Below are 12,808 nucleotides of genomic sequence, written 5' to 3'. Positions count from 1 at the left end.
CGTCCCGATGGCCTGCGCTATGCTTGTGGCCGAAACGTCCTTGTCATTCGAGGCCAGCTTGAGTGCGCGGGCGTCGCCGATGCGACAAGGGACGCATCCTGTAGGGTCGCGAGCTCGACCAGAGTCACAGAATCGTGGAAAGAGGCCGCGACGCTGCGCGCGAGCTCGATTGCCAACTTGGTCTTTCCGATGCCGCCGGGGCCGACGAGGGTCACGGCCCGATACGCGGACAACAATTCGGCCAATTGGCTCAGAGAGCCCTCACGACCGATCAGAGGCGCGCGGATGCTAGGCAAGTTGTTGGAAAAGGTCGCGTCGGCCGGCACCGTGACAGGTGCGGCTGCAGGGTGATCCAAAGGCCCGCTTCGCCAAGCTCCCGCGAGCGTATAACCGCGTCCCGAAACCGTCTTGAGGAGATTGCGATCCTCGCCGAGCGCCTTGCGAACCGCCGAAATATGAACCTGAAGCGAGTTGTCTTCGACGGTCAGGCCCGACCAGATGCTCCCGATCAAATCGTCCTTGGTGACCAGGAGACCGGCTGAGCCGACCAGCTTCTCGAGAATTTCGAATGCGCGGCTTCCGATCGGTACCGTGACGTCGTTGTATCGCAGCTCTCTTCGCTGACAATCGATCAGCCAACGTCCGAAGGAGTAGATGCGATCAACCGGCGAAGACATAAGGGGTCCGTGCATCAACTTCACCGCTGTGATCCGGGAGGTCACGAGCCCGCCCTTGAGATCACCGACCCTTGGTAAGAATTTGAAAGCGTGAATGCGCTTAAAGCGTCGTACAGGGGAGGTCGCCGGCGTGTCAAGAAGGCCCGCTCAGTCGCCGGCACCTCGTTCATCGTCGATGCTCGCACCCGATGCGCGCGCGTTCGATACACGAATTCGTGACCGCGGCGCGGCGTGTATCACGATGAGAGTGGATCGGAAGAACCCCGATACTATCAATGGAACATCATTTACGCACATCGCTCGGAATTGTTCGTGCAAGACCTCCGGAGCACGAATACTTCGAGAGAACGCACGCTTCGCAAGAACGGCGGCTCGATCGAGAGCCGCCGTCTTTCCTTGACCGAATTTGCTCCGGTCTGCGAGCTCAGTAGCCCGACGTGGGCTCGCACGGCGGCCGGCGCCAGGGGGCGCTTGCGTACGCGCCGACGTCGGGAGCACGGACGCAGCCGCGCTTGGAGGAAACCGGGACGCGCTGAGCCGACGCATAGGCGTCGGCATTGGTACGCTTCGCGTTACCTTCGCGAGCCATCGCGGGGGAGGCAATCATGGCTGCGACCACGAATCCGGCTGACAAGAGCTTCAGTGTAGTCATCGAACATCTCCTTGAGAAAGCGATGCCGGGAACGCCTCGGCCCGCTCACGGGACATGTGCATGCGTTTGTCGGACCCGCAGTGTTGATCGAACGAACATTTTCGTCTTTGCACGAAATCGTCGCGATGGTTGGCACGACGCGATCAAGCACGTTGTTTCGTCATCGATGCCAGTCGCGGCTGTGAAAGTGACCCGCGCCGAATACGGGCGCGGCACCGCCCGGCCGCTCGAGGCCCATTCGCCCGGCGGGCGTCAGCGCGCCACCGTTCAGCACGTCGCGATCGGGATACATTGATGAAAAGGCGGCCGGCTCCTGATCGGCGAAGGACCAGGACGCGGACGCGGACGAAATTGTTGCTGTTGAGATCAGCGCGGCGGCGATCAGGATCTTGAATGTACTCATAGCGAATCTCCATTGCTTGTCGTGTGCAGGGAGACGCTTGGCGATGATCGCTGCTCGGCTGGTGGCGTTTCCGAAGATTGTTTTGATGAGAGTCATGTAGGTCGTCGGTGCGGAAAGTCCCGGCGAATCGGCATCACTCTTGCGGGATGAGTCTGTCAGCGTTGTCAGAATTCTCGCGCGATTGTGCGTGGCCAAATGCTCCCGCTATCCGTTTCTGGGAGGCGGATCGTTTGAACATCTGGAGTGTGAGCAATGAGATCATTTGCTGCAATTTGTATCCTTGCCAGCGTTGCACTGTCGGGCGCCGCGTTCGCTCGCGGCGGCATGGGATCGCATATGTCGATGGAGAGCGGCGGTGCGCTCGGTACGAGTGCCGCCACGCCCGGAACGAACTCCCTGGGCACCGCACTTCCCTCGTCGGAGACTGGCGGTCACGCGATGAAGGGGCCGATGCTCGGCACAGACCCGACCATCGACAAGGATGACGCCCGGCTCGAAAAAATGCTGGAAGGATCAATCTGCCGCGGCTGCTGAACAGCGCGCATTGCAGGACAGGGGCCGGCGGCTACGCCGCACGGCGACCTCTGTCTTTCGAAAGGGTTGGTGGTAAGCTGGATAGAAAATGATGCAACCGCTTGGGGCTGTCCAAATCATGGCTGAGCCAGGCCAGCGTCCCGTCTATATTTGCGCGGAATGGGAAATCGATCTTGCCAGACGCGAATTGCGCTCGGCCGGAGAACTCATTCCTTTGGGGGGGCGCGCCTTTGAGATTCTTGCGGAATTGGTTCAGGCACAGGGCCAGCTCGTCACCAAGAACGATCTGACAGAGCGCGTCTGGCGGGGCGTCTTTGTCGAGGAGAGTGCACTTCGTGTGCATATCGCCGCGATCCGAAAGGCCCTCGGTGCTGACCGCGACATGCTGTCAACCACTGTTGGCCGCGGGTATCGTTTGCTCGGCGCGTGGCGGATCCGGCATTTGGATATGCCGCTACATTCTGCCGCAACCGGGCTGCCGCCATCGATCAACATCCCCAGCCCATCATTCGATCTGATCGGCCGGACCGCCGCGATCGCGCATTTGTGGCGGCTGCTGTCGGCCTACCGTGTGGTGAGCCTGGTCGGCCCCGGTGGAATCGGAAAGACGGCACTGGCGCTGGAGGCCGCCAGAACGCCGCCGCCCGGTTTCGCGGCTGACCGACTACTGGTCGAACTGGCTTCGCTGTCGGACCCCAGGCTTGTCTGTTCGGCCGTCGCCGGCGTGCTTGGCACCAAGCTCGAGGGCGAGGAGATTTCGCCGGATGCGATCGCGCGTGCGATCGGCTCTCGGCCCTTGTTTCTCATCCTCGACAATTGCGAACATGTCATCGACGCCGTGGCGCAGGTGGCCGAGCTGGTTGTCAGCCGTTGTTCGGGGACGATCATCCTCGCGACGAGCCGGGAGGCGCTGCGCATCGAGGGCGAGTATGTCTATCGCGTGCCTCCTTTGGGCGTGCCGCCTGAAGCATGGCAAGAGCCCGCTGGCGCATCCGCGTACAGCGCGGTGGAATTATTTACGAGCAGAGCGAAGGCGCTGGGCTCGAGCTTTGCACCTGACGAGAAGAACATCGGCGCCATCGCCGCGATCTGCCGGCGGCTTGATGGCATTCCGCTTGCGATCGAGTTTGCGGCGGCGCGTGCAGTCATGCTCAGCCCGCCGAAGATCGCGGCGCTCCTCGATGACAGGTTCAAATTTCTGACCACCGGCCGGCGCACGGCATTGCCGAGGCAGCAAACCCTTCGTGCAACGCTCGACTGGAGCTATGACCTCTTGCCGGAAGACGAGGCGTGGCTGCTCCGGCAGCTCGGCATATTCGCCGGCGAATTCCAGCTCGACGCAGTCATCGCCGTCGCCGGCGAGGGCATCGGCGACGTGACCGGACAGCTCGCCAGGCTGGTGGCAAAGTCGCTCGTTCTCGCGGATATTCGCGGTGACAGCCCACACTATCGCCTGCTGGATACTACGCGCGCCTATGCCTTGGAGAAGCTGCGCGCCGCCGGAGAATATCCCGGCGCAGCGGGCCGCCAGGCGAACTACTATTCCGGAGTCTTTGCCGGCGCCGAAGCCGACAGCGAAGTGAGGCCGCAGGCGGAGTGGCTCACCATCTATGGCCGACACACCGACAACGTGCGAACGAGCCTCGATTGGGCCTTCTCGCCCGACGGAGACTCGCAGGTCGGGGCGGCTCTGACGGCCGCCGCGGTTCCGCTATGGGTACAATTGTCGCTCCTTGCTGAATGTCGCGAACGGACCGAACTTGCCCTCGCGCGGCTCGATCCGGCGGCCGCGGACTCGCCGCGGCTTCGGATGCAACTGTCGGCCGCACGCGGTTGGTCGCTGATGTATGGTGTAGGCAGGGCGAGGGAGGCCGGCCCGGCCTGGGCCGCAACCCTTCAGCTTGCCGAGCAGCTCGGTGACAGGGATTACCGACTGCGCGCGCTTTGGGGACTCTGCATCGATCAGTTCAACAACGGCGAATTCCGCAGGGCGCTCGAATTTGCGCATCGTTTCGCGGATCTCGTTGCCGATTCCGGCAATCCCGTCGACCGGATGATGGCTGATCGGCTTCTTGCGACCACGCTGCACTTTCTCGGCGATCAGCGGCTGGCGTATCACCACATCGGACGAACTCTGTCGCGCCTTGGGGACCTCGCGGCAAGGCCCCAGGTCATTCGTTTCCGCTTCGACCTGCGGGTCTCGTCGCGCTACTTTCAGGCGCGGATCCTGTGGTTGCTCGGCCTTGCGGACCAGGCCTTGAGCGTCGTCGAGCACAACGTGGAGGAAGGCCGGACCAGTGGTCACGCCCTCACTTTTTGCAGCGTCCTCGGGCAGGGGGCCTGCCCGATCACGTTCCTGGCGGGTGATCTCGATGCGGCTGAACGCTATTGCACGATGCTGCTCGAGCATACCGAGCGGCATCCGATCCGCCTATGGAACGTATGGGCGCGCGCCTTCAGGGGCCTGCTGATCGCGCGCCGGGGTGACCTTGCGACCGGGTTGCCGCTGCTACGCAAAGCGCTCGAACTCGCGGGCGAGGCGCGCTTCCTGCCGCGCTTTCTGCTTCCTCTCGGCGAGCTTGCGGCATGTCTCGGAGGGGCCGGCGAGGTGTTGCAAGGGCTTGCGGTCGCCGACGAGACGCTCGCGCGTTGCGAGGCGAGGGACGAGGGGTGGTATGTCGCCGAGCTCTGGCGCATCAAGGGCGAATTGCTCCTGCTCCCCGGCGAGCATCGCTCGACGATCGCCGCAGGGCAGGCCTTCGACAGGGCGTTCGAGGTGGCACGGAGCCAGGGCGCCTTGTTCTGGGAGCTGAGGATTGCGATCAGTGTGGCACGATTGCGGATGAGCGAAGGACATGCGGTCGAGGCGCGCCATGTTCTCGCCGCAGCCTACGGCAAGTTCACCGAAGGTTTCGAGACGGCGGACCTGCGCGACGCGCGCGCCATGATAACCAAGGTCGGATCGTAGGCGGCGGATGCCCCGGGGAACGGCATCCGATTTCATCAATCGGGTGCCTGTGCGGCCTCCATAAGCGCCGCATCCCCGTGCTCTGGAACGTTCCGCAATTTCGCCCGTGACGCCGCCTGTGCCGCGCGCCGACGTCTCATTGCCAGCGCAGCATGGATCGGCGGTTCGCACGCGTCGTTCGAGACGGCCCCTCTCTATCGCGATTGCACGGCGGAGGCGGTCATTTGGCCGCAAACGAGCACGCAGGGCTCAGCTCGGCAAGCAAGCCCCTTGCCGTCACGAGGCTACGCGTGTGGAAGCCCTCGGTAAATCGCCGATAGACGGGCGCAAGCATGTCGTGCGCCTCCTGGTCGCGACGGTGTCCTTGCCACAGCCTTGCAAGCGCGATCGCCGCGCGAAGCTCATAGCCCGGTGCCTCCTGATCGCGGGCGAGGTCGAGCGCCTGCACGAGGCTCAGCTCCGCTTGCGCAAGATCCGGATCGCCCAGCTGCATCAGCACTTCGGCTCTTGTGCGCAACATGTCCGGCATGTCCATCATGAAGTTGCGGTGGCGGGCCTGGGCAATCGCCTGGTCGATGGTGTCGAGCGCTTGCTCACTCTGACCTGCCGCGGCTAGGCCCTCGGCAAGGGGCATGCGAAGCCCCACCACCGCACCGAAGCTCTTGCTCTGCAGCTGCTCTATCGCGCCTCTCAGCATGGCGAGCCCGGTACCGGTCTCGTTCCGCGCCAGCAGCGTAATTCCCTTCATGGCCTCGCCGACCATCTGGAGGATGGCGAGGTTGTACCTTCGAGCCTCCGCGATGAACCTGTCGACATGGTCTTCGCAATCCTCCAAGTCGCCATTCCAGAAGAAGACGCCGAATGCCCATGGCAGGGCGCGGCAGAACATGATCGGGTGATTTGCTGCGATGACGTCCGAGATGGCTCGGCGCACCACTTGCGCCGCCTGATCGGGATAGCCCTGCAGCCAAAGGACGCGGGCAAGGCTGATCTGAGCGCGTTTGGGATACTCCAGCGTGAGGCGGCCATGGTACTGCTCCTCCAAGCCCGGCTGCAGCAGCGCCGCTTCGAGGTATGAGCGGGAGGCGCCAAACTTGCCCAGATACTGGCAGGAGACGCCGAGCAACAGGCGCATGCGCGCCACCGCAATGGAATCGTTGCTGGCGAGAGCAATCGCTTCGCCGCGCTGGGCGGTGCCCAATGCGTCATCGTATTTGCCGGCGAATAATTGCAGCAGGTGCAACTGGTCGATCAAACGGATTTGCCCAGCTATGTCGCCGAACTCCTCTGTCAGCTTGAGTGCCCGGTTGAGGTGATTTGCAGCGAGCTCGTCCAGCTGCCCTGTGAGCACGCGGGCGGCCCCCAGCGCCGTATGAAGTGCGAGACCGTGCCTGATGCTTCCATTCGTCTGGTCGAACGCATCGATCGCGCGGGTCACCCAGAGTTCGCACTCCGCCAGAAGCGACAGCTTGAAGAACAGCGGTATCGATGCTGCAGCGAGGGCTACGCCGACCCTGCGGTCGCCCTGATCCGAGAAGCACCACGTCAATGCGGCACGTATGTTGCCGAATTCCTCGACCGCCACCGTAAGGTCCCGGTCCGATTTGTCGCCGATTTTCTCGAGGAGACCGAGAAAATAGCATGCGTGACGTCGCGCGATCGCGCCGGCGTCTCCGCCGGCGGCAAGTTTCTCTTGCGCGTATGCCCGGGTCGAGTCGGCAAGGCGGTAGCGGGGCGGTTGCGAGCCGGTATTCAGTGCAAGCATCGACTTGGCAACGAGGCTGTCGATGATGGCCAGGATCGTATCGTCGTCTTCCGTGACGGCGGCAACCGACCGCGCGGCGTCCAGCGTCGTGCTGCCGACGAAAACCGAGAGCCGGCCGAGAACCGCACGTTCCGGTTCGGATAGAAGATTGTAGCTCCATTCGATGGTGGCGCGCAGAGTCCGGTGCCGGGGCAGTGCGGTGCGTCGCCCCTCCCACAGCAAATTGAGGTGCTGGTCGAGGAGTTGCGCCATCGCTCTCGCGCCATATGTGCTTGCATGACCGGCGGTGAGCTCGATGGCAAGCGGAATGCCGTCGAGTCGACGGCAGAGGTTGCCGACATCGGAGGCGTTTGTATCCGTCAGCGCGAACTCGCCGCCTCCCGCGGTCGCACGCTCCACGAAGAGTTTCACGGAAGGATAGGCGAGGGCGTTCGCGGCCGTCAGAACGGCCCTCTCCGGCGGGCTCGGCAGCGGGGGGAGACGGTATGTGAACTCGCCCTCGACGCGCAGCAACTCCCGGCTCGTTGCCAGGATGTGCAGGTCCGGTGCGGCCTGGTAGAGCCGTTCGGCCAGCGCCGCGGCGGCTTCGATGACATGCTCGCAGCAATCCAGAATGAGCAGCATGCGCCTGTCGCGCAGGAATGTCGCGAGGCTGTAGGTGGGGTCATTCGATCGCGCATGCAGCCCGAATGAAGATGCGACGATCGCGGGCACCAGAGCGGCGTCCTCCGTCTCGCCGAGGCCGACAAAGTGGACATGACCGTTGAATTCGGCGAGCAGCGCATGGCTCGCGGAAACGACGATCGTGGTCTTGCCGATGCCGCCCGGGCCGACGACCGTGACGAAGCGCTGGGCCCTCAGCTTTTCCGAGATGTCCCTGATTGCTTGCTCGCGTCCTACCATCTGTCTGGGATGCGCTGGCAGGTTGTGGACGTAAGCGGGACTCGCTGGTGCAGACGGCCTCTGATCCGGGCGTGAGACTGCCGCGACGAAGCAGTAACCCTGTCCGGAGACGGTGCTCAAATATCTGACGCCGCCGTTGCCGTCTCCGAGCGCCTTGCGCAGTGCGGCGATATGGACGCGCAAGCTGTTTTCCTCGACATCGGCACCCGGCCACGTCTTGGCTATCAGATCCGCCTTGCTGACGACGTTGCCGGCCTGTCGCACCAGCGCGAGCAGGATGTCGAATGCCCGGCCGGACAGTTGGAGCGCGCTTCCGTCTCTTTCAATCCGCCGCTGTGAAGGGTCGAGCCGAAACGGCCCGAAGAGGAAGATCTCTCGGACGGACTCGTCTTCGGAGTGGCAAGCTGCGGCGGTCATGTCGTTGCTTTGCCAGCGAGGGGCCATTCGAGATATCAACCCAGCGCACGGATCGTTACGTTCTATGACTTGGAAGCACACCAAGACGCGTGAACGTAGTGGCGCTTCAAAAGTACCATCCGGCCATATCAGGGTAAAGGATTGGGCCGTATCACTTTCGTCCGGGGCTCCGAGGAGCCGCGTGCCCTTGAGGCTCCGCACTGCTCGCTCATTCGTGCGCGGATATCCCTGATTTGTGAGGTAGCCCTCCTATCCGAGGGATGCGGGCTTGAGGATGTCTTCCAGTCCGATCCGCCGGAGCAGTTCCGCACGAACGCTCTCGGCGACGGCGTCGACGGCTGCGGCTCCGTCGTCGTCGGGGCCGACATGGACGCGCAGCGGTCGCTGACCAAACGGCATATCGACAATATCGGCGATGGCGGCGGCAACGTCCTGCGGCGTTTGATCTTTCGCCGGAAGTTCCGCAAGGCCCGATAGCGCGATTTCGCTCACGTCGGCCGTCGGTCCATCCGCGTATTCTTCGGCCCGCATGGTGTCCAGCGGCCTGCCGGAACGGATGTAGTGACCGGGCCCGAGTGCGCTCGGAACGACGATCGTCGTCTCAATGCCCCAACGCGCGAGCTCGCCGGCATAGCCGAGCGCCAGCGCATCCAGGGCAGCCTTTGACGAAGCATAGGCCCCCAGGAATGGAACAGAGCCGCCCCGTGCGCTGCTCGACGAGACCCATATCAGCAGGCCCTGGCCCTGCTTGCGCAACTGTGGCAATGCGGCCCGATTGAGCCGTTGCGCACCCAGCACGTTGGTGTCGTAGAGCTCGGCGAGCTGTTCCGGCGTAAAGGCCTCCGCCGGTCCGTAGACGACCTGCCGGGCATTGTGCACGATCACGTCGAGGCGGCTGTTCTCGGCGACGATGGCATCGATGGCCGAGTTCACGGAAGCTTCAGAAGCAACGTCGAGCGCAATGGTTCGGATATCCATGCCCTGTTGGCTGGCCTCCTCGCTGCCGTGCTCTACGCGGCGATCCGTGTCCCGCATGGAAACGTAGACGGTGTGGCCAGCCTGTGCCAGCTTCTTGCAGGTGTTTCGTCCGATGCTGTTTGAAGCTCCCGTGATGACGATCACTTTGCTCATTCGGTTCCCAATCGCATTCCAGCTTCCGCGAGGGCGTCAGCGCGACACGTTCATCATCCCCGATCAACCGCTGTCCTTGCGCGAAGAGCATCTGACATAGGCGCCGGCACAAGTCGGGTCTTTCGAGCCCGGTGGGTGATTTTCAATTCGCACGAATTATTTCGAGAAGGCCCGAAGGGGGCTGCGGACGCGCCTCGTTGCGGACCGGACCAGCCCCGGGCGTGCCTTCTCGAAAATGGCGGCGGATTTCAGAAGATCGCGGCTGTGGCCGCCGGCTACAAGAAACCCGCGCCGTTTCAGGACGGTCGTGTGGCCGGTGGTGGACCGGTTCGCGCGTTGCAAGGAGAAATGATGAATTCGTCAAGTAACCTGCCGCGTTCGGGGCTCGGCTCGCTCGTGTTGATTGCGGCCGTCCTCGGAGGCGGCGCTGCCGCGTTCGCCTACACGGCAGGTTGGTTTTCGCCGGGGCGCCTGACGCCGGAGCGGATGATCGCGGCGCTGACGCCTCCAGGTGGCGCGCCGCTCGGACACCGGCGAAATCATGCCAAGGGAATCTGCTTCACTGGCGTTTTCGAGGCGAACGGAAACGGCTCCGAACTGTCCCGCGCCAGGGTGTTCGAGCGAGGCAGCTATCCGGCGCTGGGCCGCTTCAATCTCGGCACCGCTGACCCGAATGCCGTGGACGCGACCGTGCGTGTGCGCGGCATGGGATTGCGGATCGCAGCGCCGGACGGCGAAGAGTGGCGCATGGCGTTGATCAATCCGCCATTCTTTGCGGTGTCCACGCCGCAGGCGTTTCACGACCTGCTGATTGCATCCGGCAAGAAGGATCCGGAGGCAATGAAAACGTTCATTGGGGCAAATCCGGAATTCGCGACCTTCGCGTCCTGGGCCAAGACGGCACCGTGGACCGCCAGCTATGCGGAGGAGCCCTACCACGGGCTCAACAGCTTCATCTTCACGGATGCGAACGGTGCCGAGCACGCGGTCCGATGGTCGTTGCTGCCGGCAACGGCGGTCGTTCCGATATCGCAATCCGAGCTGGAAAAGCGCGGCCCGGATTTTCTCGAGCGGGAGATAACGGAGCGAGTCCGGGTTGCCGGACCGCAACGCTGGACCATGGTCACGACTGTCGCTGATCCCGGCGATCCGACTGCGGATCCAAGCAAGGCCTGGCCCGCGGACCGCCGCACAGTGCAGGTCGGAACGCTCGTCGTGCAGCGGATCGAACCGGAGCGGGATGGGCCCTGCCGCGACATCAACTTCGATCCGACCGTGCTGCCGCGCGGAATCCGGGTGTCGGACGATCCATTCCCGGCCGCTCGCTCGTCGGTCTACCGCAAGTCCTACGATTTGCGCGCGGCCGAAGCCGGCGACTATCCGCGAACCGAGGCGGCCAAGCCATGAACAACGCGCCCCGGCGTTTCGCGCCCATCCAGCGGATCCTGCACTGGCTGATGGCCGCTTGCATCATCGCCATGTTGTTCATCGGCGTCGGCATGGTGTCCAGCGTGGCGCCGACATATCTGCCGCTTATCCTGATCCATAAGACACTCGGTTTCACGCTCCTGGTCCTCGTCGTGATCAGGCTGGCACTCCGGCTCCATTATGGCGCACCGCCATTGCCGGCGGATCTTCCGCCGGCGATGAGGTTGGGAGCGAGATTGTCGCACCTGGCCCTCTATGGCTTCATGATCGTCATGCCGTTGCTGGGTCTCGGCATGCTTTGGGCTGCGGCCTATCCGGTCGTCCTGTATGGCGGAATTCAAATTCCGGCGTTGCTGCCGCAGAGTGACCGCGCACACACGCTTCTCTGGGGCGCTCACTACTATCTGGCTTTCGCGTTCTTTGCGCTCGTGCTGTTGCATATGGCAGCAGCGCTGTTCCACGCGTTGATCCGCCGCGACGGCGTGTTCGGAACGATCGCGCTCGTTCCATGGCGCAACAGGACGACACCGGCCGATTGAGCGCATCGTGCGCCGGCAAAACGCGCGGTTAAAGCTTTTCAACCCCAACAAGGATGACGACAATGACCAAGGCAGACCTCCAAAGCCCGACGGACCTCGGGGCCAATGCGAACCGGGATGTTCCAGCTGCGCTGAGGGCGCTGCTGGCTGACGTTTTCGCGCTTTACCTGAAGACCAAGAACTTCCACTGGCACGTATCGGGCCGGCACTTCCGCGACTATCACCTCCTGCTCGACGAGCAGGCTGAGCAGATCTTTGCCATGACCGACGCCATTGCCGAGCGGGCACGCAAGATCGGCGGAACGACACTCCGGTCGATCGGCCAGATCTCGCGCGAGCAGCGCATTCTCGACAACGACGCCGACTATGTCGATCCGCAGGATATGCTGGCTGAACTGCGCAGCGACAACCAGCAGCTGACGCGGGAGATGCGCCGGGTCCACGAGCTCTGCGACGAGTACGGCGATGTCGCGACCGCCAGTCTCCTAGAAAATTGGATCGATGAGACCGAGCGTCGGATCTGGTTCCTTTACGAGACCGGCCGAAGCGGCCCGGAATCCTAGGCACTGGCATGTCACGCGGCCGGAATGCGAGCCCGGCCGATTGCTGCGACGACACGGAGGCGAGGGCGGCCCTCGCCTCCGTCTGTTGTTTGCTGATCGTCATTGATCGATCAAGCTGCGCGCGCGTCCGTATCGTGCGGACAAAACAATATCGCGGCATCCTCGAAAGATGACTCCGAGCAGATATCTGTAGGGTTGAGCGCATCCATACGTACAAGGGTCAAGCCATGACGGATCTGTCGAACTCGAAGGCGTCGCTCGGAAGGGCCATTCACGCGATCACCGGAAAATGGGGCTGGTTCGTTGCGCTGGGGATCGGTGAGCTGATCCTTGGCGGCATTGCCTCGGCCAATCTGATGGCGGCGAGTCTTGCCTCCGTGCTCGCGATCGGTGCGACCATGGCAGTCGCCGGGGTCTTCCAGATCGTGCATGCATTCTCGGCGCACGGCCTCCGGGGCTTCCTGTTCTGGCTGCTCGCCGGGATCGTCTATGGCGCTGCCGGCGCCGTTATCCTTTACGATCCGCTACTTGCTTCGTTCACACTGTCGATCGTGGTGTGCGCCTTCCTGGTCGTCGCCGGGGCGACGCGGATCTGGGCTGGTTTCCATATGCGGCCGGCCGCGGGCTGGCGCTGGATCGTGGCTGCCGGCGTCGTGACATTCTGCGTCGGCGTTTTTCTGCTCTCGGCCTGGCCCGCCATCGGCCTGTGGCTGCTCGGTGCGATGCTGGTCGTTGATCTGATTTTCCAGGGATGGGGCTTCATTGCGTTCGGGCTGGCGCTCAGAAGCCGCGCGTCCCGGCATTCGACCGAGCCGGCGACTGTGTGAG

At 63.4% G+C, this 12,808-nt stretch carries 11 protein-coding genes; 6 read left to right on the top strand and 5 right to left on the bottom strand.

Going from position 1 to position 12,808, the window contains the following annotated elements; all coding sequences use genetic code 11:
• Positions 1–17: 17 nt before the first annotated feature.
• From FOM02_RS29255 to FOM02_RS29245, 3 genes are all read right to left on the bottom strand, one after another.
• Positions 18–677 carry a winged helix-turn-helix domain-containing protein gene (locus tag FOM02_RS29255; protein ID WP_265440333.1) on the bottom strand — a complete coding sequence of 220 codons (660 nt, stop codon included), beginning with the start codon at positions 675–677 and terminating at the stop codon, positions 18–20.
• A 424-nt stretch (positions 678–1,101) separates the two neighbouring features.
• The gene (locus FOM02_RS29250) at positions 1,102–1,329 is read right to left on the bottom strand and encodes a hypothetical protein (RefSeq protein WP_084334274.1); all 228 of its coding nucleotides are present in this window, start codon (positions 1,327–1,329) and stop codon (positions 1,102–1,104) included.
• A gap of 160 nt (positions 1,330–1,489) precedes the next feature.
• A complete protein-coding gene (locus tag FOM02_RS29245) occupies positions 1,490–1,828 on the bottom strand; it encodes a hypothetical protein (RefSeq protein WP_231164322.1) in 339 nt (112 codons plus the stop codon).
• Positions 1,829–1,984: 156 nt separating this feature from the next.
• On the opposite strand from FOM02_RS29245, the gene FOM02_RS29240 reads away from it, so the two are divergent.
• Positions 1,985–2,266: a hypothetical protein gene (locus FOM02_RS29240; RefSeq protein WP_027559103.1), complete on the top strand. Its 282-nt coding sequence runs from the start codon at positions 1,985–1,987 to the stop codon at positions 2,264–2,266.
• Between the two features lie 88 nt (positions 2,267–2,354).
• Positions 2,355–5,234, top strand: coding sequence for an ATP-binding protein (locus FOM02_RS29235; protein WP_027559104.1), 2,880 nt, complete (start codon positions 2,355–2,357; stop codon positions 5,232–5,234).
• Between the two features lie 220 nt (positions 5,235–5,454).
• Here the strand turns inward: FOM02_RS29235 and FOM02_RS29230 are convergent, their stop codons facing one another.
• Entirely contained in the window at positions 5,455–8,319 is a 2,865-nt protein-coding gene (locus tag FOM02_RS29230; RefSeq protein WP_063617172.1) for an ATP-binding protein, read from the bottom strand.
• A gap of 249 nt (positions 8,320–8,568) precedes the next feature.
• Complete coding sequence (locus tag FOM02_RS29225) at positions 8,569–9,450, bottom strand: SDR family oxidoreductase (protein WP_027559106.1); 882 nt, start codon at positions 9,448–9,450, stop codon at positions 8,569–8,571.
• A gap of 351 nt (positions 9,451–9,801) precedes the next feature.
• On the opposite strand from FOM02_RS29225, the gene FOM02_RS29220 reads away from it, so the two are divergent.
• The 4 genes from FOM02_RS29220 (at position 9,802) to FOM02_RS29205 (ending at position 12,807) form a co-directional block, all read left to right on the top strand.
• Positions 9,802–10,857, top strand: coding sequence for a catalase family peroxidase (locus FOM02_RS29220; RefSeq protein ID WP_027559107.1), 1,056 nt, complete (start codon positions 9,802–9,804; stop codon positions 10,855–10,857).
• Positions 10,854–11,417 carry a cytochrome b gene (locus tag FOM02_RS29215; RefSeq protein ID WP_027559108.1) on the top strand — a complete coding sequence of 188 codons (564 nt, stop codon included), beginning with the start codon at positions 10,854–10,856 and terminating at the stop codon, positions 11,415–11,417. The genes FOM02_RS29220 and FOM02_RS29215 overlap by 4 nt, the downstream gene beginning before the upstream one ends.
• A gap of 62 nt (positions 11,418–11,479) precedes the next feature.
• Positions 11,480–11,980 carry a Dps family protein gene (locus tag FOM02_RS29210; RefSeq protein WP_027559109.1) on the top strand — a complete coding sequence of 167 codons (501 nt, stop codon included), beginning with the start codon at positions 11,480–11,482 and terminating at the stop codon, positions 11,978–11,980.
• 227 nt (positions 11,981–12,207) lie between these two features.
• A complete protein-coding gene (locus FOM02_RS29205) occupies positions 12,208–12,807 on the top strand; it encodes an HdeD family acid-resistance protein (RefSeq protein ID WP_027559110.1) in 600 nt (199 codons plus the stop codon).
• Position 12,808 lies beyond the last annotated feature (1 nt).

It is taken from the genome of Bradyrhizobium sp. SEMIA, from assembly GCF_014844175.1.
Taxonomy (GTDB): Bacteria; Pseudomonadota; Alphaproteobacteria; order Rhizobiales; family Xanthobacteraceae; genus Bradyrhizobium; species Bradyrhizobium arachidis.
The sequence above is the reverse complement of the archived record's forward strand: the minus strand, read 5'-3'. Positions and strand labels throughout refer to the sequence as shown.

Coding starts and splice junctions, on each gene's coding strand:
- FOM02_RS29255 (WP_265440333.1), bottom strand. CDS start 677: ATGTCTTCGCCGGTTGATCGCATCTACTCCTTCGGACGTTGGCTGATC.
- FOM02_RS29250 (WP_084334274.1), bottom strand. CDS start 1,329: ATGACTACACTGAAGCTCTTGTCAGCCGGATTCGTGGTCGCAGCCATG.
- FOM02_RS29245 (WP_231164322.1), bottom strand. CDS start 1,828: ATGACTCTCATCAAAACAATCTTCGGAAACGCCACCAGCCGAGCAGCG.
- FOM02_RS29240 (WP_027559103.1), top strand. CDS start 1,985: ATGAGATCATTTGCTGCAATTTGTATCCTTGCCAGCGTTGCACTGTCG.
- FOM02_RS29235 (WP_027559104.1), top strand. CDS start 2,355: ATGATGCAACCGCTTGGGGCTGTCCAAATCATGGCTGAGCCAGGCCAG.
- FOM02_RS29230 (WP_063617172.1), bottom strand. CDS start 8,319: ATGACCGCCGCAGCTTGCCACTCCGAAGACGAGTCCGTCCGAGAGATC.
- FOM02_RS29225 (WP_027559106.1), bottom strand. CDS start 9,450: ATGAGCAAAGTGATCGTCATCACGGGAGCTTCAAACAGCATCGGACGA.
- FOM02_RS29220 (WP_027559107.1), top strand. CDS start 9,802: ATGAATTCGTCAAGTAACCTGCCGCGTTCGGGGCTCGGCTCGCTCGTG.
- FOM02_RS29215 (WP_027559108.1), top strand. CDS start 10,854: ATGAACAACGCGCCCCGGCGTTTCGCGCCCATCCAGCGGATCCTGCAC.
- FOM02_RS29210 (WP_027559109.1), top strand. CDS start 11,480: ATGACCAAGGCAGACCTCCAAAGCCCGACGGACCTCGGGGCCAATGCG.
- FOM02_RS29205 (WP_027559110.1), top strand. CDS start 12,208: ATGACGGATCTGTCGAACTCGAAGGCGTCGCTCGGAAGGGCCATTCAC.